Origin of the sequence: Sphingobacterium paucimobilis HER1398, from assembly GCF_000416985.1 — a bacterium.
In the GTDB taxonomy this organism is placed as follows: Bacteria; Bacteroidota; Bacteroidia; order Sphingobacteriales; family Sphingobacteriaceae; genus Sphingobacterium; species Sphingobacterium paucimobilis.
The window spans coordinates 724,034-750,466 of sequence record NZ_ATDL01000015.1; the positions used below are offsets into that span (position 1 = coordinate 724,034).

The 26,433-nt window shown below is 38.3% G+C and carries 24 protein-coding genes and 1 pseudogene; 9 read left to right on the plus strand and 16 right to left on the minus strand.

The annotated features are described in order from the left end of the window. Positions 1-609: 609 nt before the first annotated feature. The 5 genes from M472_RS35805 (at position 610) to M472_RS45240 (ending at position 4,289) form a co-directional block, all read left to right on the plus strand. Positions 610-1,014 carry a helix-turn-helix domain-containing protein gene (locus tag M472_RS35805; RefSeq protein ID WP_021070774.1) on the plus strand — a complete coding sequence of 135 codons (405 nt, stop codon included), beginning with the start codon at positions 610-612 and terminating at the stop codon, positions 1,012-1,014. A 21-nt stretch (positions 1,015-1,035) separates the two neighbouring features. Then, a complete protein-coding gene (locus M472_RS35810; protein WP_021070775.1) occupies positions 1,036-1,434 on the plus strand; it encodes a hypothetical protein in 399 nt (132 codons plus the stop codon). 45 nt (positions 1,435-1,479) lie between these two features. Then, positions 1,480-2,583, plus strand: a complete 1,104-nt coding sequence (locus M472_RS35815) for a PDDEXK nuclease domain-containing protein (protein WP_021070776.1) — start codon at positions 1,480-1,482, stop codon at positions 2,581-2,583. Between the two features lie 121 nt (positions 2,584-2,704). Beyond that, positions 2,705-3,958, plus strand: coding sequence for a Fic family protein (locus M472_RS44585; protein ID WP_021070778.1), 1,254 nt, complete (start codon positions 2,705-2,707; stop codon positions 3,956-3,958). A 127-nt stretch (positions 3,959-4,085) separates the two neighbouring features. After that, a complete protein-coding gene (locus tag M472_RS45240) occupies positions 4,086-4,289 on the plus strand; it encodes a hypothetical protein (protein WP_144062725.1) in 204 nt (67 codons plus the stop codon). Here M472_RS45240 and ligD (M472_RS45990) read toward each other — a convergent pair. Further along, positions 4,264-4,374, minus strand: coding sequence for a non-homologous end-joining DNA ligase LigD (ligD, locus tag M472_RS45990; protein WP_394330233.1), 111 nt, complete (start codon positions 4,372-4,374; stop codon positions 4,264-4,266). The two genes, M472_RS45240 and ligD (M472_RS45990), sit on opposite strands and share 26 nt — an antisense overlap. Positions 4,375-4,598: 224 nt before the next feature. Further along, the gene (locus M472_RS35825; protein WP_021070779.1) at positions 4,599-5,231 is read right to left on the minus strand and encodes a PRC-barrel domain-containing protein; all 633 of its coding nucleotides are present in this window, start codon (positions 5,229-5,231) and stop codon (positions 4,599-4,601) included. A 240-nt stretch (positions 5,232-5,471) separates the two neighbouring features. Here M472_RS35825 and M472_RS44590 point away from each other — a divergent pair, with 240 nt between their 5' ends. Both M472_RS44590 and M472_RS35830 read left to right on the plus strand, forming a co-directional pair. Next, positions 5,472-6,281: an inorganic diphosphatase gene (locus M472_RS44590; protein ID WP_021070780.1), complete on the plus strand. Its 810-nt coding sequence runs from the start codon at positions 5,472-5,474 to the stop codon at positions 6,279-6,281. Between the two features lie 171 nt (positions 6,282-6,452). Next, positions 6,453-7,631 (plus strand): DUF763 domain-containing protein, encoded by a 1,179-nt coding sequence (locus M472_RS35830; RefSeq protein WP_021070781.1) that lies wholly within the window; start codon positions 6,453-6,455, stop codon positions 7,629-7,631. A gap of 170 nt (positions 7,632-7,801) precedes the next feature. Here M472_RS35830 and M472_RS35835 read toward each other — a convergent pair whose 3' ends face one another. From M472_RS35835 to M472_RS35880, 10 genes are all read right to left on the minus strand, one after another. After that, the gene (locus tag M472_RS35835) at positions 7,802-8,314 is read right to left on the minus strand and encodes a ferritin-like domain-containing protein (RefSeq protein WP_021070782.1); all 513 of its coding nucleotides are present in this window, start codon (positions 8,312-8,314) and stop codon (positions 7,802-7,804) included. A gap of 120 nt (positions 8,315-8,434) precedes the next feature. Continuing rightward, entirely contained in the window at positions 8,435-9,340 is a 906-nt protein-coding gene (locus M472_RS35840; protein ID WP_021070783.1) for an isoaspartyl peptidase/L-asparaginase family protein, read from the minus strand. Positions 9,341-9,356: 16 nt separating this feature from the next. After that, a complete protein-coding gene (locus tag M472_RS35845; protein WP_021070784.1) occupies positions 9,357-10,211 on the minus strand; it encodes a cyanophycinase in 855 nt (284 codons plus the stop codon). Further along, the gene (cphA, locus tag M472_RS35850) at positions 10,201-12,834 is read right to left on the minus strand and encodes a cyanophycin synthetase (protein WP_021070785.1); all 2,634 of its coding nucleotides are present in this window, start codon (positions 12,832-12,834) and stop codon (positions 10,201-10,203) included. Before cphA ends, M472_RS35845 begins: the two co-directional genes overlap by 11 nt. A 476-nt stretch (positions 12,835-13,310) precedes the next feature. Beyond that, entirely contained in the window at positions 13,311-15,980 is a 2,670-nt protein-coding gene (ligD, locus tag M472_RS35855) for a DNA ligase D (RefSeq protein ID WP_021070786.1), read from the minus strand. A 359-nt stretch (positions 15,981-16,339) separates the two neighbouring features. Next, positions 16,340-16,807 carry a hypothetical protein gene (locus tag M472_RS35860; protein ID WP_021070787.1) on the minus strand — a complete coding sequence of 156 codons (468 nt, stop codon included), beginning with the start codon at positions 16,805-16,807 and terminating at the stop codon, positions 16,340-16,342. A gap of 70 nt (positions 16,808-16,877) precedes the next feature. Continuing rightward, positions 16,878-18,134 (minus strand): Y-family DNA polymerase, encoded by a 1,257-nt coding sequence (locus M472_RS35865; protein ID WP_021070788.1) that lies wholly within the window; start codon positions 18,132-18,134, stop codon positions 16,878-16,880. 2 nt (positions 18,135-18,136) lie between these two features. Further along, on the minus strand, positions 18,137-18,559 hold the full coding sequence (locus M472_RS35870; RefSeq protein WP_021070789.1) for a LexA family protein: 423 nt from the start codon (positions 18,557-18,559) through the stop codon (positions 18,137-18,139). Between the two features lie 143 nt (positions 18,560-18,702). After that, a complete protein-coding gene (locus M472_RS35875; RefSeq protein WP_021070790.1) occupies positions 18,703-19,503 on the minus strand; it encodes an SOS response-associated peptidase in 801 nt (266 codons plus the stop codon). Between the two features lie 131 nt (positions 19,504-19,634). Further along, entirely contained in the window at positions 19,635-20,105 is a 471-nt protein-coding gene (locus M472_RS35880; RefSeq protein ID WP_021070791.1) for a hypothetical protein, read from the minus strand. Positions 20,106-20,170: 65 nt separating this feature from the next. Here M472_RS35880 and M472_RS35885 point away from each other — a divergent pair, with 65 nt between their 5' ends. Both M472_RS35885 and M472_RS35890 read left to right on the plus strand, forming a co-directional pair. Further along, positions 20,171-20,878 carry an endonuclease/exonuclease/phosphatase family protein gene (locus M472_RS35885; protein ID WP_021070792.1) on the plus strand — a complete coding sequence of 236 codons (708 nt, stop codon included), beginning with the start codon at positions 20,171-20,173 and terminating at the stop codon, positions 20,876-20,878. Positions 20,879-21,085: 207 nt separating this feature from the next. Beyond that, positions 21,086-21,346 (plus strand): hypothetical protein, encoded by a 261-nt coding sequence (locus tag M472_RS35890; protein ID WP_021070793.1) that lies wholly within the window; start codon positions 21,086-21,088, stop codon positions 21,344-21,346. Between the two features lie 248 nt (positions 21,347-21,594). Here M472_RS35890 and M472_RS35895 read toward each other — a convergent pair. From M472_RS35895 to M472_RS35910, 4 genes and pseudogenes are all read right to left on the minus strand, one after another. Beyond that, positions 21,595-22,565: pseudogene (locus M472_RS35895) on the minus strand (IS481 family transposase). A gap of 243 nt (positions 22,566-22,808) precedes the next feature. After that, entirely contained in the window at positions 22,809-23,357 is a 549-nt protein-coding gene (locus tag M472_RS35900) for a hypothetical protein (protein WP_021070796.1), read from the minus strand. A 351-nt stretch (positions 23,358-23,708) separates the two neighbouring features. Beyond that, positions 23,709-24,341 carry a response regulator gene (locus tag M472_RS35905; RefSeq protein ID WP_031301796.1) on the minus strand — a complete coding sequence of 211 codons (633 nt, stop codon included), beginning with the start codon at positions 24,339-24,341 and terminating at the stop codon, positions 23,709-23,711. Further along, the gene (locus tag M472_RS35910) at positions 24,334-26,340 is read right to left on the minus strand and encodes a tetratricopeptide repeat-containing sensor histidine kinase (RefSeq protein ID WP_200859624.1); all 2,007 of its coding nucleotides are present in this window, start codon (positions 26,338-26,340) and stop codon (positions 24,334-24,336) included. The genes M472_RS35905 and M472_RS35910 overlap by 8 nt, the downstream gene beginning before the upstream one ends. Positions 26,341-26,433 lie beyond the last annotated feature (93 nt).

Below are 26,433 nucleotides of genomic sequence, written 5' to 3' on the forward strand. Positions count from 1 at the left end.
CCTTGATCAGGCCACACGGTTATAAAATAAAATTGTTTGCATTCGGGGATGGCTCATAATTTAGTTTTTATTGGTATTTCTCGTAGAATATATTGAGCACATGCACCGTTAAAAATTGGTCAGTACACCAAATCTCACCTACTGAGCTACTCAGGTGCGGAGATAAGATTTTTTTGAAATTGTTTTAAACTCATACTCGTTAATTTAAACGAGTCTACAAGGATGGGATATTTTTATAAGCATGGAGCCCCAACCTATGGTCCTAGAGGGCTAGCACACCCTGATCACACATAAGAAGGGAACCCCACGCTTATAACATGGGAGTTCTTACCTCTCATCTTGTGATCTTTGAAAGTGCTAGTTTCTAGGACAAGACTCGAAGCAGAAGCTTCAGTTCATTATCTATTGAAGTTCTGCAAAGTTACTAAATCAAGTAACCTTTTTATATTATTATTCTCAAATTCAGTTTTTAATCATTGTTTACTTACAAAAGTAAAGATACTTAATCGTTATTACTATTTTTTTTAGTATATTTACCTTTATAAAAAGTAGCTAAAAACTACTTACCAATTAAACTTCAATAATTCAGAATGAGTAGATTTGTAGCTTATGGCAAATGAAGACAGACATCCCTATTTAGAATTGGATAATAAAAAAATAGGACATAAAATATATATACAACGAAAGATTGCTGGTCTTAAAGCGTTTGATGTTGCCGAACAACTTGGTATCAAGGAAGCTGCTTACACCAAATATGAACGGGGGGAAACAAAAATTACTATTGATTTTGTTAAGAAGATATCAGAGATACTTAAGATAGATCCTCTACTCCTTCTGTCTTCGAATGATGTGAACTATTTTGATAATATTCATAATTCACCCATTTTAAGTACTTTTCATACTTATCAGTCCACTAATGAGAAACAAAATGAAGCTATTTTGGCTTTAATCGAAAATGTAATTGAGATGAATAAGAATATAATGCAATTACTTAACGACAAATCTAAAAATTAAAAAATATTTAAATCAACATTTATGGAAAATGACAACATATTACAGGAGATAGATAAAAGCAAATTTGGCGTGTTATTTCAAGTTCATCGTGAGATTAATGAATTATCAGCTTTGGAAACAGCAACTAAATTAGACTTAGAAGAAACTGATATAGTGGACATTGAAAACGGTGAAGCTATAATCACTCCTGATATAGTTAAAAAAGCCTCTATTTTGTTCAAAACGGACTTTATTTCTTTACTTTCATCTTCATCGAGTGTAAATCACTTTGAAAATGTTTACAGCTCTCCAATTAATAGTAATTTTCATACTTACAAATCTACAGATGAAAAGCAAAGTGAAGCAATTTTGTTATTAATTGATAATGTTACATCGATGAACAAACGTATAGCTGAGTTATTTGAACAAAAGACCAGCTAGCCACGTGCAGGCAAAAATACAGACCAGGAATAATTAAGAATTTGTATGGAAATTTCTCCCGAGTATAAAAATTGGATTGCTGAGGTCAAGGCAAAGGTTCACTCTTCACAGATCAAAGCTGCTATAGCGGTCAACACCGCTCTGATAGAATTTTATTGGGATTTGGGAAGAATGCTTTCTGAAATGATTAAGCAAAGTAACTGGGGTGATAAAGTTCTGGAAAACGTATCCCGATATCTTCGGTTGGAGTTCCCTGATATAAAAGGCTTTTCGGTTACGAATTTAAAGTATACAAAGATATTTTATGAATATTTCACATTTCGTCCCCAAGTTGAGGACGAAATGCGAATACCACTAAAAGAATTGTCAAAACCAACTGACAATCAAAATCATACAACTAGTCCCCAGATTGGGAACGAATTTTCGCATCAGCTTCTTAGGCAAATACCTTGGGGACATATAAAAGTCATTATAACTAAGATTAAAGATATTGAGGAAGCTCTCTTCTATATCCATAAGACTAAGGAAAATAACTGGAGTAGGGATATTTTGGCTTTACAGATTGAGTCAAATTTATATGAACGTTCAGGAAAAGCCGTTACAAATTTTACCCACACACTGCCGGCACCGGGTTCTGACTTGGCACAACAAACGCTCAAAGACCCTTATATATTTGACTTTCTGCAGCTCACCGAAGATTACAAAGAACGTGATATAGAGAATCAGCTTATACAACACATTACTCGTTTCTTATTGGAGCTTGGCAAAGGTTTTGCTTTTATCGGTAGGCAATATAACATAAAACTTAACCAAAAGGAATATTTCATAGACCTTTTGTTTTACCATATACCGATGCAATGTTATGTGGTCGTGGAGCTCAAAAATCGAGATTTCGAGCCCGAATTTGCGGGCAAGCTCAACTTTTATCTGACTTTGATCGATAAAACGTTGAAACGCCCTAACGAAAATCCTACCATAGGGATATTACTCTGTAGGGGTAAAGATAATCTGGAGGTTGAATACGCTTTGCAGGATATACATAAGCCAATAGGAGTAAGCGAATTTGAACTTTCAACACAACTCCCTGAGAATCTAAAGAGCAGCCTGCCCACTATTGAAGAAATTGAAGAGCAACTAAAAGATAAATAGCCATCAAAAAGTCTTGAAAATAATCAACTCTTTTAAGATGAAGAATATTGAGGAAGCTTTATCCTTTAAAATCACCTCATAAATCCATCCTTCTTTAACAAAAGAAAAGGAAGGTACGATCATGCAAAAATTTAGGTTTGCATGGACATACCACTCCTGCACTATTGAAGGTAATTCATTGACCTATGCCGAGACCAAAGCTCTTTTACTGCACGGCATCACCGCTCAGGGTAAGCCACTAAGGGATCATATTGAAATCACAAGTCATGATGAAGCTGTAAAATGGATAGAAGACCTGGTCAAAGGAGATTACCCATTGACTGAAAGCTTTATCCGTGAGCTGCACACCTTACTATTAAAAGATCCGTATGAGGTACAAGCAATCACTCCAGAAGGAAAGCCAACATCTAGAAGAATAGCTGTAGGACAATACAAAACAGCACCGAATCATGTAAAAACAGTGACAGGGGAAATATTCCGGTTTGCCACACCAGAAGAAACTCCGGCTAAGATGCACGACCTTATTGCATGGTTTCGTTCTGAATCTGAGGGAATCGATATCAATCCCATTATTCTAGCAGCGGAGTTTCACTACCGCTTCATCCGAATACATCCTTTTGATGATGGTAATGGCCGGACTGCGCGTATAGTAATGAATTTTATCTTGATGAAATACGGCTATCCTCCTGTAGTAATCAAAACAGAAGATAAAGAAAACTATTTTTCGGCGCTGCGTCAGGCTGATGCAGGCGAAATCACTTCATTTATAAATTACATTGCAGAGAATCAAATACGATCTCTAGGGATTATGCTTTCTGGAGCAAAGGGCGAAAATATCGAAGAAGAGGATGATGTTTTAAAAGAACTAACGCTTCTTAAAGCCAGTTTAAAGAAAGAGAAACCAACTAAATCTCCCGCTTTAGCATACTATACTATCAACTCTTTTATTGAAAATATCAAACCTCTTTTTGATGAAACGATAGAGCAAATTTCTGATTTGTTTGCAGAGAGTAACATTTCAATATTAGTAAATGGGGAGTATTACGCCATTATTCCCGAAGACATGAAATCCAAATTATCCGACGATAAAAGTTTAGAGATACTTGGTGTCGATTTGTATAAACAGGATATTAGTGACATCGTGTGGAGAACAGATTATCTTGGTCTAAAAGGCGCAAATAATAAGAATAAACTACAGGTGGACATTTGTTTAATCCTAGAAGAGGCACACCCAATCCTACGACTAAATGTGGGTAGCCAGAAAGTTATTCAGCATGTATATGATTATGAATCTCCTATAGGAAAACAATCTATCAATTCTATACAGAGACAGTTGTTACGAAATCTGACCAATGAAGTAAAATCAATGGTCTAAAATTCGTAGTTTGTGAACAGCATAACCATAAAATCCCTAGGCCCTATTTCATAGTGACCATATCCACTTTGGCGATCTGACCTTATTTGTCGGCCCTCACGCTTCTAGAAAAAGTTTTCTACTGCAAATGATAAAACTATTGGCAGACAAAGGGCATATCCGTCGTGCCACAGAACAGTATCGTTACATATGGAGCAATAGCGTCGAAACGGCTATAGATCGTTATTTTGACGAGGGGATGTCTAGGATAACCAGTACAGACTCCAATTGCATTTTCAATAGTGAAATCCTGAAGTTTAAGCCCTTTATTTCATCCCAATGCAGGGCATGAAAACGGTTACACCTGGCTTTGGACGGATCGAATAAGGTGCTGCAAGTGTTGCTCCTGGATTGTTCTGTAGGAAATCGATATAAATTTTTCCTTTCCATTTGCTTTACATACGTCCTATGCTTATGAAATCAAACTGTTGGTTGAGTTGACTGACAAAACCTTCGCAAACATCTGGGATTGATCATACGTATATTTATTTCCAAGTGGAATATAAATATGAATGAGTGTTGAACCAGAATAATACAATTTAATAGAAGGATGATTTGAATAAAAGAATTTCTTAATGGAATCATTAAGAAACCTTATCATTTAAGCTTCATCACAACGTTGTCTAATTCTTGATTTAGGCTGCTCACTTCTAGATGTTAAACTCTCTACGCTCGACAGCTGTTTGCCATCATAAAAACGGTCCTGATCAAAGTGATAATGGTTATAGAACTCATTGGGATCATACGGAGCAGATGCTTGTATAGAAGTGATGTCTTTATTTCCTAGATAAATATTTCTGATCAACATCTCGGTTTCCGGATTTATAGAATCTGTTAAATATTCAGGAAGTTGCATAATGTGCCGCATAGAAATGGGTACTATAACTACTTTGCCATCTGACAAAGGGTTATAACTACGATTGTTTGTGGCAGGACTTGAGGAATTACTTTCGTTTTTATATTGCAACCTATCATCATATAGATCTGCAGCACCGATTGGGACAAGTATTTTTTTATCCTCGTCAATATTATAACTGTCTTTATCCACCTCAATGATTATATAGCGCACACTACAAGACGTGGGATTGAAAAGTAGTTCCTCAACTTTGCCTATTCTATGTCCTTCGTAGTTTTTCACCATCCACCCTCTGATATCGGGTTGCCCTTCTTCGATTTCAAAATTACTACAGCCTAATTCTAATAATTCTGTGTTTTGATGTTTTTGTTCAGTCATCAGAAAAATTTAATGCTTTACATATTTCTATATCAAACAGTGCAAACTGAAAATCGTTTTAATGATTCAAAAACTCAGATGCTGCATGAATGTACGTAGTCGGTATAAAACGTAGGGAATACCCCACTAGTAATAGCTCTAAAAAGTTAATTCTGGCTAACCTCTAAAGGACTCAAAAATAAAACAATTCTTATAGAAAGATGTTTATAAAAAAACACGGAAGATAAATAGAACTTCAGAATGGATATTCTTTCAGTAACAATAGAAACTCCCGCAGGTAGTTCGCAAAAATTTAATTTTGATCCGTTAAACGGACGGATGGTGTTAAAAAAAGTTTTACCTGCAGGAATGGTCTTTCCGTTTGACTTTGGTTTTATACCTGGAACCATGGGAGAAGATGGCGATCCCTTAGATGTTATTGTTATCTCTGAATTTTCAACTTTCCCTGGATGTTCGTTAGAATGCAGAATCGTGGGAGCTTTTGTAATCCATCAATCAGAATCCAGCAAAAGCACTAAATCAATTCGGAATGACCGCATTATTGCCATTCCTGTTGAGTCAGCTATCTATAGTAAGGTCACAACTATAAAAGACCTTCATCAGCAAGTTATTGCCGATTTAGAAGCATTTTTTGTCAATTACATCGAACTGGAAGGAAAAAGTCTAAAAGTTGAAAAGCGCATATCGGCAAAAAGGGCAGTCAGATTAGTTGAAAAGAGTAAAAATATATCCTTCAAGGATCTACTTTTTGAAATTTTTGTACCACTGACTACTCAAGAAGGAAAAAGTTTTCCTGACCGATATTACGATGATTTGAAAAACTTATTACTCAATGAATTTGGAGGAGTAACAGTGTATCACAGATCTCCGGCTACTGGCGCGTGGGATGGAAATAAAACTGGAATCGACCAAGACCAGCTTATTGTATTTGAGGTTATGAGTCTCTCTGCTGAGAAAAAATTTTGGGATACCTTAAAACATGAACTTGAAATGCAGTTTCATCAGGATGAAATTCTAATAAGAAGCTCTCGGATAAACAGGCTTATATAACAGGAAGGTTCCAATGTGCTTTTGTATTACGGATTCAGTTATTCCTATTTTACATTACAGTTGACTTCATGAAAATTCCTAATGAAATAAGAAGATTTCAAAATATCTTTCAACTCGTCCCTCAATCATAAGAAAAATTACGCTAGATTTGTGCTAATAAAATTAGTTTTTATGAAGCAATCCGGCACAGCAGATCTTCCACTACATTACGGCAAAATACCTAGCTGGCTTTACGAACGTATGTCTGCTCTCGGACTTTCTATTATCGAAAGTATATTATGTGATTATGGAAAAGATGAGGTATTGAAAAGACTGGCCGACCCTTTTTGGTTCCAGAGTTTTGGAGCTGTACTTGGTATGGACTGGCATTCATCCGGTATCACGACATCCGTCATGGGCGCGCTGAAACGAGCGATAAATTCCCATGCCAAGCAACTCGGAATATATATATGCGGTGGCAAAGGTAAATTGTCCCGTAATACCCCAACTGAGATACAACGGATAGCACATGCGACAGGAATAGATGGCAACAGCCTTGTCCGCGCAAGCAAACTAACCGCCAAAGTAGACAATACCGCTATACAGGATGGGTACCAGTTGTACCTTCACAATTTCGTTGTTTCTGACCAGGGGAATTGGGCTGTTGTCCAGCAGGGCATGCACGAATACGACGGTACCGCACGACGCTATCAATGGCACTCCGAAAACCTGAAGTCATTCGTCGATGAACCCCATAGTGGCATACGTGGTGTTTCCAAAGGACGTATTTTAAACCTGACGGCTTCGGAAGCTACAGAAAACCGTAAGGGTATCCTATCCCTATCAAAAGATGATCATTCACAGGTTCTGGAAGAAATACGCCATCTGCAGATGCCGATGCGGCATGACATACAATCTAAAGATGTCAATTTAAAGCGCTTAGGAGCATTACTATATGTAACCCGGGAAGCTGATATCAATACATTTGAAGATCTGCTTCTATTACAAGGGGTTGGTCCAAGGACTATGCAGTCATTGGCATTGGTCAGCGAGGTCATACACGGCGCTCCCTGCTGTTTCGATGATCCAGCGCGTTTCTCTTTCGCACATGGAGGAAAAGATGGTCATCCATTTCCTGTGCCGATCAAAGTCTATGATGAGGGAGTTAAAATACTGCACAATGGTATACAAAAGTCGAAGTTAGGGAATACCGACAAACTAAAAACGATACAGAAACTTCACCAAATCGTATTACAGGCAGAACAACAGTTTACGCCTCAGTTTGATGTGCAGCAAGTTATCGAACAAGAAAGAAGAGACTCTTGGAAATACGGAGGGAACGGACAACAGTTATCTCTATTTTCATACTAGTTGATACTTTCGATATTATCTCAAGATTTAAGTTATTTCTCGAAATCATGTATTTATTATCGAACCGAGACAGAAATTTTCGGATATTTGATTTAAATAATTTTTAAAAAAAAGATCAGGTGAAACTTCACCTGACCTCATAACACATTAATAATATAGCAGCAAATTAATTATGTATTTTCATATACCAAATTCATTGCGATCTCCGTAAGTAAAGTATCTGTTTCTTTTTCTTCTGCTAACGTTTCGCCTAATAATTGTTTGGCTTCTTCATGTTCCATTAATTTGGCAAATGTAGCAAGGCTACCGTAGCTTGCTATTTCGTAGTGTTCAACTTTCTGCGCTGCTACTATCAAGGCTGCATCAATAACCTCGGGACTATCTTGAAATTCTTCTACAAGTTCATCCGCTTCGGCCAGTAGACCTTCCATAGCCTTGCATTTCTTGCCTCGTGCTGTAATGCCCAAATTGGAAAAAATACTTTTTAATCGCTCAATATGACCTTCCGTCTGTTCGTGGTGGGTTTGAAAAGCCGATTTTAATTTCTCATCTTTTGCCGCTTTTATCATTTTTTTTAATCCAGTCAGGAGTTGACGTTCGGCTCCTAACATATCTTTTAATTCATCTACAAATAACTCGTGCAGATGCCCGTTAGGCATTTCATTTTCTTTTTTCTGTGCCATAGTAATAGTTTTTTAAATTAAAGATTTATGATGATATAACTCTTAATCTTGTGAATAGTTTTTTCTTTGATCATATCACGTATATCAACATATAATGATTAGGTATTTTTACTGCCTCATTTAATAAATATGCACCTCAGATTTCCCGTATTTATCCACCCAAGCACGGTGCATACGCTGGCTATTAAAATAGATGGCCAATTCTCCATCACCATCAATACCAATGATTCCTATGTCACCTTCCCATTTATTGTTTTTAATAACCTGTTCAGCAGCCTCCTGGATGGGCATGTTCCTAATATCGATCATCATAGCGATGCTGTATCCTGTAAGTCCCTTCATTAACAACTCTCCATCGCCGGTTCCTGATATCGCACAAGTCGCATTATCGGCGTAGCACCCAGCACCAATAAGGCAACTGTCACCAATACGACCTGCAGCCTTTCCTGGAGTGCCTCCAGTTGAAGTTGTTGAGGCTAGGTTACCATCCTGATCCAAGGCAACTGCACCTACTGTACCGCCAGATTTAGCATATGGATCATGGTCTTGTTTTATAGCATTTTCTACCCATGCCCGCCGTTGCTCTTCTGTTACAAAATATCCACAATCTACTGTAGGAATATGCTGCTGAACAGCAAAATTATCGGCTCCCACCCCAGCCAACAAAAGATGGCTACTATGCCGACGCACCTGATCAGCCAATAATATGGGATTTCTAGCGCGTGTCACTAAAGCAACTCCTCCAGCACTTAGATCTGCTCCATTCATGATTGCAGCATCCATCTCAATATCACCATCCTTATTTAATGCTGAGCCCCTGCCCGCATTAAATAAAGGATCATCTTCGAGCATGGAAACCACAGAACGAACTACCGAAATAGCTGGCTCGCCTTTTTTAAGCATCCTGTATCCAGTATTGGCGATTCTCTGAAGTGAATCTTTATATTGTTTTTTATTGGCACGAATAAATTCATTGTCCGGCCCAGCGCCTCCGTGAATTGCTAATGCTATTTTTGAATATTTCATACTGTATTTCTTACCGTTATACTGACTTCATGGGATCCTCAAAATCAATTCGTCTGCTTTTTATATCAAAAGAACAATTTCTAGTTAATACATGTACTTTCAATCCTTCTACATAAATAGGCTCATCTTTTGACGCCTCAGCTATATTTGTATGCGCTATCTGGCATCCGTCAATTAAGATAACCATTCCTGTACCTATACATTTCGCTTTATTTCCCTTAGTGATCAGCAACGCAGCATCTTCTCCAAGACCTATACCGAGGTTTTGTGGATTTAATGCTATTGCTTGCGCAAGACGACTAAACCGACCACGTTTAATAAAATGGGTATCAATGATACAGCCATTGGCGAGCGCTAAGCCTGCAGAGGTTTGCAGATCGCCTGCAAGTAATGCTTCCGAAACACTCCCCTCTGCAATCATTATAATTGACATAGCCATTGCACCTGCACTGGTACCTGCCACTAAAAACTTCGTGTCCTCCTGATATCTACACCTTATAGCATCACCCACATCTGTCCCACCGATAACGGTAGCCAACTTAAGTTGGTCGCCACCTGTAAAAAATACTACCCTAGTATCTTCTATCCGTTGGATTGTTTCTATGTCTCGAGCCTGGATTTTATCCCTTATATCTAAAAAGCCAATATTTGTATAACCTAACTTTTTAAACGTCTGCTTGTAGGTTTCAGTTAACTCATCAGGAACAGATGACGCCGAAGTGATCACCTCAATCCGATCTTTCTTTTCATTATCTGGCAATAGCGTTTTGAGAACCTCAAAATGATCACCTTGTATCATTTCTTCAGAAGGATGCTTTCCCTCCCGCTCTTCAGCGCCTCCAATAATCAATAACCGACCTTTAGGAACCATAAAGTTTTATATTTTCTTGTCCAACTTTTATTAATTTTTCTACATATTTTATGGATGACCTGCTATCGTCACTACTCAAAAAAATCAAGGAGCCGTGCGGGGCATGCTCTAAGGCGTATTTTATTGCCTCCTCCTCATCAGAAATAATTGTGGCCGAAACATTGGGTTTGTGAATTTTCATACCCTCAGTCAAAAGTATAGTGATCTCATCGGGTGTCCTCCCCCTACAATCTTTATCATGACGTATAATAATCGTATCAAATATCCTTGCTGCGTATTTCCCTATGTTAATAATATCTTTATCTCGGCGATCTCCGGTAGCGGTTATAATACCGACTTTTTCCGAAACTTGGATTTTATTAAGATATCTTTCGAGCGCTGCATAGCCATGTCCGTTGTGTGCATAGTCTATAACAACTCTATGATTAGTAGTTACAAATTCATTCATCCTTCCGACATTCATCTCGGTAGTCAGGTAAAATGATTTTAGTCCTAAACGTATATATTTTAGTTTGACTCCCATTCCGAATGTAGCTAAGACTGCAGTCATACTATTCTGAATCATACAATCATATTTACCGTCCATCGTAATTGGTATATCTATAGTACGAATTACGCGAACGGTTTTCTGTTGAAATCCTAACATTATCCATCCTTCATCGAGATATACCACAAGACCACCCGCATGAAAATGATCAGCGATTGCTTGATTGTTCTTATCGAGTGAGAATAAGGCGATACGGGCATCTGTATGTTTACTCATTTGAAACACGTTTTCATCATCCGCATTCAGCACTGCAATGCCGTGTGCGTAGGTCGATTCCGGAAGTATTCGTTTCACTCGTGTCAAATCTTCCAAATCGTTTATACCATCGATACCAAGGTGATCCTCTGCTACATTGGTCACAATACTTATATCGCAGCGATCGAATCCTAATCCGGCACGTAGCATTCCACCTCTTGCACATTCGAGCACTGCACACTCTACTGCAGGATCTTGCAATACCACAGTCGCGCTTGCAGGGCCGCTACAATCACCTTCTGCTATGCATTCCCCATCGATATATATGCCCTCGGTGGTGGTTGTGCCCACCAATTTGCCTGCCTGTTTTAATAAATGTGTCGTTAGTAATGTTGTGGTGGTCTTACCGTTTGTACCCGTAACACCAATTATAGGAATACGACCTGTATTTTTACGAGGAAAGAGCAGATCTATCATCGCTTGCCCGACATCTCTTGCCTGCCCTTTGGATGGATGGGTATGCATACGAAAACCTGGTGCTGCATTAACTTCAAGCACGGCTCCGTTTTTCTGTGTCATTGGCTCCTGGATATCTGACGATATCACATCTATTCCGCATACATCCAAGCCTATCAGCCTTGCCACTCTTTCCATCATACGTTTAGTAAGCTGCGGTACAATGTCTGTTACATCTTCTGCCGTGCCACCTGTAGAAAGATTTGCGGTATCCTTGACATGCAGTACCGTTCCAGATGGCAGCACATGGTCTAAAGAAAGGTGATGTTCTTTTAAGATCTGTTCAGTATCTTTATCTATCTTTATGCGAGTCAGTACTTGATCGTGTCCTTCGCCACGCAGCGGATTAGAATTTTCGATAGTTATAAGCTCACGAATCGAATTTTTACCATCGCCGGTTACTTTAGCAGGACTACGTCTTGAAATAGCTACCACTTTGTAATTGATAACTAAAAACCGGTAGTCTTCACCTCTAACAAAACGTTCGACCATGACATTCGCTGATTCCCTACAGGCCCTATGAAATGCCAATATCGCTTCTTCTTCATTTAAAATATGTGTTGTTACACCGCGCCCATGGTTACCATCTACAGGCTTTATAGCAAGTGGGTAGCCGAGACGTTGTATTGCGTCATCTAACTCATTTAAATGACTAATTACTTCTCCATTTGGTACAGGGATATTATTTTCGGCGAGTATTGCTTTAACCTGTGCTTTGTCTTGTGCCAACTCCACTGCTATATTACTGGTAGAGTCCGCTACTGTAGCACATATGCGCCTCTGTTTATTCCCATAGCCTAACATGACAATGGAATCTTCATTCAACCTACGCCATGGGATATTTCTTGATACTGCTGCGTCTACAATAGCCTGGGTACTAGGCCCCAAACGTTCTTCTCGGTACAATAGACGTAAATGCTCAAGGCATGGCTCTAAATCAAATTTCTTATTTTCGGCCAACGCCTGAACTAAGCCGACCGCGTATTTTGCGGCTTCAATCCCAGCTTTTTCATATAGGTAAGAAAATACAACGTTATAAACAGCATATTGGCCTGTACCTCGAGTACGACCAAAACCACACTCCATCCCTGCCAAACATTGGAGCTCTAAAGCTACATGCTCTATGACATGTCCCAACCATGTTCCTTCACGCAGGCGAGTAAAAAAGCCGCCTTCTACTCCTTCTGAACAACGATGCGTAAATAAAGAAGGTAATAGGTCTTCCAAGCGATCTGCAAATCCCGCAAGTTTATTGGATGGTTTTGTTTCATAATCTCCTATATCAAGCGTCATCTGGATCAGCTTGGTACGATTTACGGACCAATAATTTGGTCCCCTTAGTGCACGAATCTTTAAAATATTCATAGATACAGTTTATATAATGTTTTTCGTGTATCTGAACATTGCTAAATATTTAAAGTTTATTGTTTTTATACGCAAACCCCACGATTTTAATACGTTTTTAGTGAGGATTATTTACTTGTTATACACCTCTCTATCAAAAGACAAAGTACAATGCCTTACGGGAATGATCTTTTTCCTTATATCAAGTTTTTAATCCCAACCTTGTTCTTATGCAATCGTTCGTCAGAAAAAAATAAAAGTAAATAATAAGGCCACCAGATACTAATGCTTTTGAAGCATTGAATGTTCATTCTTATAAACACATTAAAGGATTTGAAGCAAACGGAATGACCGATTTTTGACAGGGCGAGTCTACACGATATAGGAATTAAAAACAACGTCGATTACGAAGAAATATTGGATTTAATTACAGTGTAACTGACAATATCAAAAATATGAAAGACAATACCGATTTATCACGTAATATATTAACTATTCTACATCTTATTTAGTACACTTTTTAAATTGATTCCTCGACCCAATACCGGCTTAAAGATATCCCCTTCCGATTTAATTCTTTCTAACGCATTTTTAATGGTGAAATCCTGAAGTTTAAGTCCTTTCTTTACTTCATTCCAATGCAGCGGCATGGAAACGGTTGCACCTGGCTTTGGACGGATCGAGTAAGGTGCTGCAAGTGTTGCTCCTGGACGGTTTTGTAGAAAATCGATATAAATTTTTCCTTTCCGTTTGCTCGTCATACGTTCAATACTTGTAAAATCAAACTGTTGGTTAATTTGACTTGCAATTACTTTAGCGAACATCTGAGATTGATCATAGGTATATTGATTTCCAAGTGGTATATATATATGAATCCCGGTTGAACCGGAAGTTTTAGGATACGACCGCACCTTAACTTCATCCAAAAACTCATGAATGGCCTGCGCCACTTCAATTACCTGATCCAATGTATTGCCCTTATCAGGATCTAAATCCAGCGCACACCAGGTTGGGTGATCAGGATGTTCTACAGTACTGTTCCAAGGATTCATATCAATTGCCCCGAGGTTTGCCATATACAAAAGCGCCGTTTTATTCTGGCAAAGCATATAGTTCTTTTGTTCTTTATCGCCTTCCGCTTTGTAAGGGTATAGCTCAATCCAATCCGGTGCTTGATCGGTCATATCTTTTTGATAAAAGCTTTTTTGATCTATACCATTCGGGAAACGATGGAGTGACATCGGCCTATCTTTCAGGTGCGGCAAGATGTATTTAGAAACTTCGGAATAATATTCAATCAGATCCCCTTTGGTGAGCCCTTCGCCAGGCCACAATACCTTGTCCTGATTAGAAAATACCAGCTCAATGCCGCCAACCTTAACCGCTTGTTTATTTTTATGCTGGGCAACACTTTTGTTTTTTGTGCGTTTTGCAGGTTTTGAGGTAGATTCATCTTCAACAATATCTTCCGTTTGGATTTCCCGCTCTTCTTTTACCGATGTTGCTTTCTTGTCCTCGCGCAGTGCAATAAATGCCGGGTGGCGGAATACACCACTTTCGGTTATTTCGGTATAGTGAACTTCACACACCAATTCTGGTTTGAGCCATACCACATCCGCCTTAGGCGGATTAGGCCGAAATCGGGAAGGCTTCTCTACATCGGGCTTTTCTTTAAAGGCACTGGTCTTACGAATGAGCGGTTTAAATAATTGCAGCAATTCCTTTTGCTCCTTTCTCTTAAAACCTGTTCCTGCTTTTCCCACGTATTTAAAATCCTTACCTTCAAAAACCCCGAGCAAGAGGGAGCTGAACGCTTTTGAACTGCCCTCGTTTTTGGTATACCCTCCGATTACTACCTCTTGCCGTTTCTGCGCCTTGATTTTTAGCCAGTCCTTCGAACGGTCGCCAGCAATGTAAGTACTACTGGATCGCTTGGCCATGATCCCCTCGAGTCCCATCTTTGAAACCTGCTTAAATAGTGTAGTTCCTGCAACATTGAGGCTGTCACTTAACTTAATTGTTGGATGATCTTTCGGAATAATAGCCTCAAGTATTGCCTTGCGATCCGTCAAAGGTAAGCCCATCAAGCTTTTACCTTTATACCAAAGGATATCAAACACATAATACTGTAACTCCCCATTTTCCTCACTCTTCCAGTTCTGGAGGATATTGAAACTAGGTAGGCCATCTTTATCCATAACAACCACCTCACCATCAACAACCATTGTATCATCCCAGTCTTCCAGCGCTTCCATTACCGGATAAAATTTATCAGCAAATGATTTTTCATTTCGGGATAAAAGCAAAGTTTGCATTTCGTTCTTAAACGTGAGTGCACGGTAGCCGTCCCATTTTACTTCATATTCCCAATCGTCAGCATCGAACGGTTCATCGACTAAAGTTGCCAACATAGGTTTTATAAATTTCGGGAATGCTGCCTTAGGCGCATGCGCTAAAAGTTTTTCGACAGTCTTATTAGCAATAAGCTTACTTCCCGTTTTTGTTGCTGCTTTTTTAGGTGCAGTGGTTTTCTTTGTAGTACTGGCCTTCTTTGCTGATTTCTCAACGGCATCTTTGGCTACATTCTTTTCAGCAGCCTTCTCCACTTGCTCTAATGTTTTTTTCGATATGACAGATTTATCTTTCGTAGTAATATCAGTATCGGGCGCATACTTATCCTTATGTTTAATTAACAGCCAAGCGTTCTCTTGCCTGCCTTTCATTTTTACGAGGGCAAATTCACCTTTGAGCTTTTTACCTTTCAGTAGCACTTTTATACTTCCGGATTTCCACTGCTTATATAAATTTCTTTCTGCAGACTTTTTATCCTTAAAGGATTCGAGGGGTTCGTAGGTCCCCTCATCCCAAACGATCACTGTACCTGCACCATAATTTCCTTTTGGTATGATGCCTTCAAAATCTTTGTAATCGAACGGGTGATCTTCGACCTCCATAGCCAGACGCTTATCCTGAGGATTCAGAGATGGACCTTTTGGCACAGCCCAGCTCTTTAAAACTCCATTTATCTCTAAGCGAAAATCGTAATGAAGATGGGAAGCGTCATGCTTTTGTATTACGAAGCGTAGCACTTCGGCGCTAGGCTTCCCTCCTTGCGGTTCAGGAGTGTCCTGAAAAGTCCGCTTTTGTTTATATGTGGATAGTGCCATAAGGTGAATGCTTTTTATTATGAACATTCTGCCTGTGAAATAGTTCCAGACTCCCTTAATCAGTCATCCAGAAGTTAGTTCCTAACAATTATATTTTTTTGACAATCGGTCCAAGAACCGCCTTTAAAACACTAGACAAAAAAATTGCCCTTGCAGACGCAAGGGCAGCTTTTTTTACCAACTAAATCCATTGGGAGCGGATTTTAAATAAAAGTATTTAAATATAACACTTATTATGATGATAGCATTACAAATATTATTCGGCCTAATTTGACTGAAGCCTTACCGGAATGCAATCTCCTGATATTGAGTTGCAAATGCGGAAACATGCATCTATATTACTGAATTCTATAATCAGATTAGCGTTGCATTCTTTTAATTTCAGATAAATCAATATATACCTCTTCCCTTTCTAGAACCTCATCCGGAGTACAGTAATTATCGATCAATTCTTCAAGTGAATCGATAAGATAGTCATCAAGCTCGTCTACCGGTACACGCATCGGTGTGAAGATAGCATCATTATCCAGCATGAATACATCCGATCGGAGTAAATTAAAATTGTGCTGCTCGAAAAACAACTTTATACTGCTTTTGTCCAACATCAGTATATTTCCAACCATATTATCAAATACCGCGATCTCGACATCAAGATGTTCAGGATATTGAATTTCCAGGTATACTCTGTACAGCTCCCTGTCTTTTCGTAGTAGGGCCTCATGACGCACGGCTATGCGCTCTGGCGAAAAACTGAATGGAAAATCTTTCTTTTTGGATATAAATCCATAGCGCTCGTTCAGCTCTTTTATTCTATCCTGGAAAGTCATAGCAATATTTCTTAGGTATGTATAACAGGCAGAGCCATAATAAGTTCAACATCATGGAAATGATTCAATTTTAAACCCGGATTGTGATAATATCTGCTATATCGGTAGAGTACCGCGGTGATAACCACTCCTGCTTCATGCGCCACATACGCTTGCCCTGTGCCCCCAAGCGTACCATGTTCTGCCCGTATTGTTTGTTGATTTTATCAAATGCCTGCATAAGCTTGTCGTGCCTTTTGTCCCGCCCGTTAAAGAGGGTGGTCTGCTCAACATCGGCAGGCGTGAAGTCTTGCACTATGACGCCCGCCTTCTTGTAGCCGAACCCTTCTCTGTAGATCTTTTTGAGTGCTATGGTTGAATAGTGTCCCAGATCGATCGCTGAGTTGGTGGCATAGGGCAGATCTATGGTGATACTAGGGTTGTACTGCTTTTGGTCCTGCCTATGCTTATTGGTAAGTAGGAATACGGTCAACGAGCTGCAGTGGCTATTCTGTTTGCGCAGTTTCTCGGAGCAAGATGCAGCAAAGGTTACGACCCGTTCTTTGATTGCCTCGTAGTCTGTATAGTTATTATCAAAACTCCGGGTAGTGGCTATGTTTTGTTTTGCCTCCACGGGGTCTAGATCTAAAGTAGGGATACCGGATAAATCACGTTGCAACCGTAGCCCTACGATAGACATATGCTTCTGCACCCATTTGGAGTCCATATGTACAAAATCGTATGCACTATCGATGCCAAGCTTAAATAAACGCATAGCATGCCCGCGGCCTATGCCCCATACGTCTTCGACATCCAGCCATTTGAGCGCCTTATCTATCTGTTGCTGGGTTTGGATAAGGTGGCAGCCTCTTGACTCTGTGGGATATTTTTTTGCGATACGATTGGCGACTTTGGCCAAGGCTTTGGTAGGTGCTATACCTACCGATATGGGTATACCTGTACTACGGAATACCTCTTCTCTCATCTGCTCGCCATAACGCTTTAGATCGATATAATCATAACCATCTAGCTTCATAAAACACTCGTCAATGCTATAGATCTCCTGCTCGGTACAGTAATTGCCCAAGATGGTCATTACTCTATGGCTCATATCGCCATAGAGTGCGAAATTGGCCGAGAAGACCTTAACGTTATGTTGTTCAAACAAAGCCTGAAATTGAAAAGCGAGCGCTCCCATAGGTATTCCACAGGCTTTGGCTTCATTACTGCGCGCGATGACGCAGCCGTCATTATTACTCAGTACCACGATGGGTTTACCGTTAAGATCTGGACGGAATACGCGCTCGCAGGAGGCATAAAAGTTATTGCAATCGATAAGGGCATACATGGCTATACGGACTTGATGATATAAGTCACAATTCCCCAGATGACAAAGTCATTGTCGGCAGTGACAGTGATGACCGGATAATCCGGATTCGCAGGTACGAGCTGCATGCAATCTTTAAGAATACGGATACGCTTGGCTGTAAATTCGCCATCGAGATAACAAACGGCTATCATGCCATCGGCCGGTCGGATGCTCTTGTCGATAACCATGATATCTCCATCGTCTACTCCCGCATCTTGCAGCGACACCCCACGTACTCTACCAAAGAACGTGGAGAGTGGATTTTTGATCAGCTCTTTGTTGAGATCGATCCGAAGGTCTTCGTAATCCAACGCCGGACTCGGAAATCCTGCACTAATACCACTTCCTATGTAAGGAACCAAGAATTCTGAACCTTGTTCCAGCTGATACATCTCCACATTCATAACGCAAGTTTACTAATAAAATTAGTAAATTTGCAAATGATTTTTTAGAATATCCAGTTTTACAAAGGGTCGGGTATCGAAATTGCCGTTGTGGATTAGTGAGATCAGTAAAAGACATATTAGTTATTGTGTATTGTAACCTATTAAAATAAGCTATTGTTGTTCGGAGTATCATTGCCCAATTCAGGCAGCCCCTCCCATTTGAAAGGTTCGTAACGGTGCTTTTGATCGGGCCGAGTTGGGTATCCTCTTAAAGTATATACCGGATGGTACGTAAGCTGAGCGCTCGGCATTTCGAAATGAAATATAGGCGCCATATCTTCCTCGCCTAGATCCTCCAGCCATTGCTGTTCAAGATCCGCGGGCAGGTAAAGCGGCATACGGTGTTTATTGGGACCATTGTTATGAATCTGGGACATGACCTCATTGGCCGTTCGGGTGAGCATGCCAAAACTTCCTACAGTATCTATCACGCCATCTTGATCTACAACTTCGTGCCACTGGTATAAACCTGGGATATAGAATATATCGCGTCCTGCTTCGGCAATGAAATATGGAACTTTTTTCTTCCAGCCACTTATCGCTCGATGTTCATAGGTACCGGTAACTGGGATAAGGCAACGCTGGTTGCGCAAGCGATACCAGTAGGATTTCTTGTCCTCGAGGATACGTTCGCTACGTATATTGACCATACTACGCCGCCGATCGGTCTGTAACTTGGGATCTTGGATATATAGCGGTAATACGCCCCACTCCATCTCCCGCAGGGCTAAACCGGAACCATTTTTATCTTTATAGATAATAGGGTATGCCGGAAAAGTAATTGCCTGTACATTTTCGAAATAGGAATAATCGTAATCAATTTTCTTACGCTCATCCCGAATGGCAGGAAAGGATTTTTTAACCAACTCAATGTCGCTACTAAATGATATATCCCAGCACATGTCTTTTTAAATTAGGTAAGTTACACTGTTACAAAATCAGCCGCATTGGTTTTTGTGAGGCTGATATAAACTTATTTGCTAGTGACTAAACAAAGTGTAGAGCGTTTTGTTTTGCAAAATGTATGTCTTGATTATCTAATTATATTGATGGCAGGTACTTTCAATTTGGTGTCGACGGAACTGATCATAGCCCATACCCTGCCCGACTCTATAGTGAAAAAGACATCAATGGTATCGGTTCGTTTGAAGCGGGTATTGGTACGCAAATAATTGATAACATTTTGTTGAAAATGCTTTCGTATGCGGGTGTTCCAGTTCTCATCAGAAAATTTATTGATAAATATACGATAGCCCGAATTGACCTGAAGTAGATCGCCAATCTTTGCTGCATCATCCGGTAGCTGTAATGCCTTTCCTTCTTTAGCATATAGCTCCAGTGCATGTACACGTGCAGACTGCTCGTCGGCATAGGGCGACAGCATGAAGCCCTTGCTCTTGGCTACACCCGGCCATTCAAACCGCTGCAGCACATAATGCCTGTACCCACGCTCTACAAGATCATGGAACAACTTAACGGTGACCTGCTCGAAGGGAATGTACATAACATGAAGATACGTAAAATAATTGCATCGTTCAATTCGGAAATAAATTGATATTTTAGTGTCGTATGAAGGTTATCACATGGAATTGCAATGGTGCATTTAGAAAGAAATTCACTGCACTAGATAATTTAGATGCAGATATTTTGGTAATACAGGAATGCGAGAATCCGGAAACGAGCAAAGACGAGAGTTACATACAGTGGGCTAGCAACTATTTATGGATTGGCAGGAACAAGAATAAAGGACTCGGTGTATTTGCCAAGCCACATATAAGGCTTACACCTCTCCAATGGTCGAATCAATATAAAGATCATACTGTAGATTATTTTCTACCTTGCCGCGTTAATGAAGAATTCAATCTATTGGCCTGTTGGTGCCACGGGAACAACTCACCTACCTTCGGCTACATTGGTCAGCTTTGGAAATATCTTCAAATCAACCCAAACCTAGAAAACACTTGGGTTGTAGGTGACCTGAACAGCAACAAAATTTGGGACGTATGGGATCGATGGTGGAATCATACGGATGTTATGAACATACTTGATAAAAATGGAATCATGAGTATATACCACCTCCTCACCGGAGAAGAGCAAGGTATGGAAAGTAAAAAAACATTCTTCTTACAGCGTAACCCAACAAAAGCATATCATATTGACTATGTGTTCTGTCCTATCTCATATCTAGCTCCGTCTGCTACACTTGAAGTTCTAGACTTCGACGACTGGAAGCACTTAAGTGATCATGTGCCAGTAATATTTGAGAACTACTATTAGTCGTCAAATTAGATATAAATGTTTATAGAAACTAGATTTCAACATTTTCTATTTAGCGTCTCTAAATAATTTACACTTAAACTTCTAAAAGTTAAGCATTTTCAATATATTTAATATAGATAATGCTTTTATCACTACAAAAATAGTTCATATAAGTAATCTATAATCAAAGAAACACCTTATACACAAAAAAAACAGACTAAAAATATGAAAAAAATAACAGGGGTGTACTTAATACACGATGCATATGGCCTGTCCGACGAAAGCTTATCCTTAAATGAGGACGGTACTTTTATTTGGCAATATTTAAATGGACAAGAAAAGTATGGAAGTTGGAGCTTTGAAAATCCTAGATTAATTCTTAAAGTTGATGGCCATGGAGGTCAATTTGAAGATATTTACGTATTTAAAGATGGTAATTGGGTAAACGAATTGGTAAAAGAAAGAACACTAACGTATTTATCTTAAAATTAAATCCGACAAGAAAATTACAGGTCAAGCTTTAGCTTCTAATTACTTTCCAGAATATCTATCCCAATAGTGTGTGGATTAAGATTGAATCTATTTTTGCAACTTTTGAAGGAAATCTATTTTCAAGTCCAAATGAAATTCGCATGATGGTTCTTGGATCTTTGGAAGTTAATAACAGCAAACCATTTAGCAAATTGACACAAGATATCATCGAAGATCTAAAAGGTAAAAGTTATATGTGAGATTTACACACATCGTTTCACTTATTTAACTGACAGTCAATCCAATAATTTTGATCCCTTATTCGCTCTCGGCTTCGGTCGTACATACCATCGACTTCCTCCCATAACGGAGTTTTATTTGATAAATCATTAATTACCTCAATTGGGGTACGGCCCGTTAGAGAACTGTGGGATCTAAGCCAATTATAATAAAATTGCCATTGTGATAGTAGGTTTGGTAGGTCAGGATCTTTGATATCAACTGTGGAATAAAATTCATCAAGATCAGTTCGTTGTGTTCTTTCCACCTTTCCATTGAGATGTGGAGAGTCTGGTTTAATAGGCCGAAATTTAATGCCCCATTCCATTAATCTATCTTGAACGCAATAAGCAAAAAACTCTTTTCCTCTATCAGTTTGAATGCGCTGTATCGCAAATGGCATTTGTTCCAGCACTGTGTCAAGAAATTTCAGGGTGTTGGTAGCAGTACGCCTTGGAAATAATTGAAGTACTTTAAATCTGCTACAATCATCTATCGCTGTGTATTGATAAATACCTGGGGTTATTTTACAGACGTCCATTTGTACGCGATCACCCGGTATTGGTCGGTTATAACGAGTTTGTCTTTTACGATAGTATCGCTTAAGTTTTAAATACTGTTTATTATTCTTTTTAAGAATCTTATGAACAGTTGCTGTTGAGATTGAGACCCCATATAAACGTTTCATCTCATTAGCAATACTACGATGCCCTAAATTGCGGTTTGTCCTTAACTCCAGAATTCTCTGTTCGTCCTCTTTTGTTATTCTATGGTGGATTTTATGTGGTCTTCTACTAAGTTCACTTAGACCATCAATACCAAATTCTTTAAATCGTTTAACCCATTTTCTCAGTGTCGGCCTAGTTATGCCGCACCTTAAACATACAGCCCCTGCATTACCAATGGTCTCATAAAGCTTTACCCATTCAAGGCGCTTTTTCACCTCATTTTTCATTACTGTTGATTTATGTTAAAATGATGGTAAAGCTGGTCGTTCTACCATCATTTTAACATAAAGTTATTGAAAGGATCTATATGAATTCCACATATTAGACTTCTGCTGTAATCCACTAGTGCACCTTCATGCATTGCCCAACCAAAGTCGCTGATATAATAATTACCTCCATTGAAATACCTGTCTTTGTCGAACTGGGGCATATTCAGCCTCCATGTTAATTCTCTAACTCCTTAAAACCTATTAAGTTTTCTTTTTATCCTTAAAATACTTCTTAGGATAAAGTTCTAAAGTTATTGGATACTCCTTAATCTCCCCATTGATTTGTAAAGCTGGGACTACTCTATTAACTAGAGGCACTCCCATTTTCTTGTAATGGTTATCAGCTCCAAAAAAATCAAATACAGCTTTCTCTGCCTTCATTTTAGCCAAAAAGTTCGACTCTGGCGCTATCTTTTGAGGCTTCATATTATCAACCTGAGCAGTATGAAACATTCCCATTTCAATTTTACTCACCCCAGCATTGTCAACACGTTCGCTATTACCATTCAACACAAAGTAACTATCAGTCCATATAATATCTATCGACTTATCTGTCTTGTTAAAAATATTAAAATTGATTTGTTGATTTGAAGCACTATTGAATGTAATCTTCACATATTCATCTTCCAAAATAAACTTGTCGGGATGCTGGTTATTTATAGTTGATTGGATATAAGAGATCTTCTTGACGTCTTGCGAAAAACCACTAGTGACAACAAAACACAGCAGAAATAATAGATATTTTTTCATAATAAAAGTATTTCACAAAAATACGAAAAGGGAAAAGAAAAAAAGAATAAACTCGGATAAGCATTATTTCTTTGAACTATCAATAGCAAAACTGCAAACCAACCTTTAAGTCCAACTGTAATTATTATGGATATGACTTTGAATACATTCTATTTTCACCATAAAGAAAACCCATATTCAAATCATGCGAAAGAATTCTTTGATAAATACTGCGAAAAGGTAAAAACACAGTTAAATGAGTTAGATAATTGTGATAAATAGATATAGTTAGGAAGCCGTCAAGTCAGCTTCTCTGTTGAAACTTGTGCTTGCTTTGGCGAAAACACACAGGATATGAACTAGATTATCAATTTAAATCAACTGATTTTCGGTGGCTATTTTAACCAATTCCATCATATTTTTTGCTTTAAACTTTTGCAATAAATTTCGACGATGTGTCTCTACCGTTATCACAGAAATAAATAATTGTTCGGCTATTTCAGCAGAAGTATTACCTTTGGTAATTGCCTGAAGAATTTGCTTTTCTCTTTTGGTTAATCTGGGAAGCTCAAAATCTGTAACTGAAGTCCGTAGCATAATTTCCTGCACTTCTTTACTTAAAGCCAAATCACCGATCAATGCCTTTTCTATGCCTTCTATTATTTCTTGGGAATCGGCATTTTTTAAGATATAGCCATTTCCTCCATTTTCTAAAAAACGAAAAATAATACTTCGTTCAGCTTGATTGCTTAATGCAATGACGACAGATTGGGGTGCTTTTTGTTTGATTATTTTGCAAAAATCCAATCCGTTTCCATCGCTCAAAACAATATCCAGCAAAACGACATCTATTTTGTTTTCCTGAATGAAATCTATGACAGTAGCTCCTTTGGTAAAGGAAAAAACGTGAAGTTTAGTATCTTTTTCTAATAGTGATTTCAATCCTTCTAAAATCATTGGATGGTCATCAACTATGGCAAGTTTTATATTATTTTTATCATACATAACATTCCACATTTATGGTAGTTCCTTCTCCTTTATTCGAAGTAATTTCAACCGTTCCGTTAATCAATTTAACTCTATTTTGTATATTTTTTAAACCTAATCCATATACGATTTCAGATTTATCAAAGCCTATTCCGTCATCTTCAATGGTTAAATTAAGGACATTGTTATTTTGGCTGATTTGTACAATGACATTGGTTGCCTGAGCGTATTTTGTAATGTTGCTAATGCTTTCCTGTGCGATACGATACAACGCCATTTGTGTTTTAAACGGAGTGTTTTCTGACAAATTAAAGGCTTCGAACTGAATAGCAAACTGTTTTTGTGTCATCGCTTCGCACAATTCTTTAAGAGCGATTTCCAAACCAAGGTTTTTCAGTGTTTCGGGCATCAGATTCCTGGAAATACGACGCATTTCAACAATAGATTTATCTAATTTTTCAATTACGTTTTCTTTATTAAACGAATCATTTGATGAAATAGTCATTCGTATATTTGCTAACATACCGCCCATGCTATCGTGTAAATCCTGTGCAATTCGCTGGCGTTCCTGTTCTTCACCTTGTAATATTGCTTGTGTTGCTTCGTATTTGCGTTGATTTTCTATATGAAGTAAATCCTGCTCATGACTCAGACTGATTTGTTTGTTTAACTTTTGTTGTTTCTTGTAATTGATAAAAATTAAAAAAGCAATAACCAGGCTTAATATAAGAGCAATAACCAAAATAGTAATTCGTAGATTCTTGTTTTTGCTCAATAATTCATTTGCTTTTTTCTCTTTTTCTAAATCGTTTATTTTTTGTTGTTTATCAGCTGTTTGATGCAAAATTTCCAGTTCGTTCATGTTTTCTAACAACTTGTTTTGTTGTAAGCTATCACCTAACAAACTTGCTTTTTTCATCCATTGATAGGCTTCTTTATGTTCGCCCAAAACATCGTTAACCACTGCTAATTGAGTATAAGTTATTCTGCGATTTACAGCTTCTTTAGCCAATACTTTTTCAGCTAAAATATGCTCTAACTGTGCTTTTGCTTTGCGATAATCTTTTTGCATCAAGTACACATTGTACATTCTAAAATACAACAGGTGCAATAATTTGGTTTGATTGCTCTCTTTGGCTAATTTGGCACCTTTACTTAGGCTGGCTAATGCGTTATCAAAATCCTGAATAGTAGTAGAATACATCGCTTCCTGATAATAATAATTAGGATAATGTTGTGATTCAGGAAAAGGATTCAGAAGCTCTTTTGCCTGATCTAAATATATCTTAGCTGTTTTACTATCGGGTTTGTAGCAATAATTGCTCACCAAATTAAAGTAAGTAATCAGGTGTACACTATTCTTGTTTTTTATTTTATCAAGTTGTTCTAAGGCTTTTTTATGATACTCTTCAGCCTTGTCAAATTGCCCAACTGACATAAAGGTAAGTCCTAATTGCGTATAATTGTACGCTAATAATTCGGTATTATTACTTTTTTCGCTCAACGGAATACAATATTCTGTAAGCGTTTTAACCATATAATCATATCCTTTGTCTTCTACTTGTATATAAGCATAATTATACCATGATTTAATTAAAAAAACGATGTTGTGGGAATCGTTTTCAAGAGCTTTTATAGCTTGCTCGTAATATGTTTTTGCTTGTGATTTACTACCTTGGTTAGCATAGAAAACACCTTGATAGTATTCTAAAATTCCTTTAGCTAATGTGTTTTTTTGAGAAGATGATAGTATTTTATCAAGTGCTTGTTTACTTTTTAAACTATCTGTTTGTGCCCAATATTCAGACAGTAAAAGCGTATTATACAAGCGAACACTATCACTTTTCGTATTTTCAATGGTACGATTAATTTGTTTTACATAAGCTACTTCGTCTAAAGGAACCAGTTGTTGGGCTTGTAACATATTGCCTAAAAACAGCGTAACTATTATGATCAGAGAGTTTCTATACATCACTAAATAATTAAACCGCAAATATCCAAATAAAAGAACTGTCATTTTCTGTTTTCAGAAAAAATCATGGTAAACCATTAGAAACAATATCAAGGTTTTCGATGATTGTTCGCACTTCGTTTTTTATAGAAATTTGCG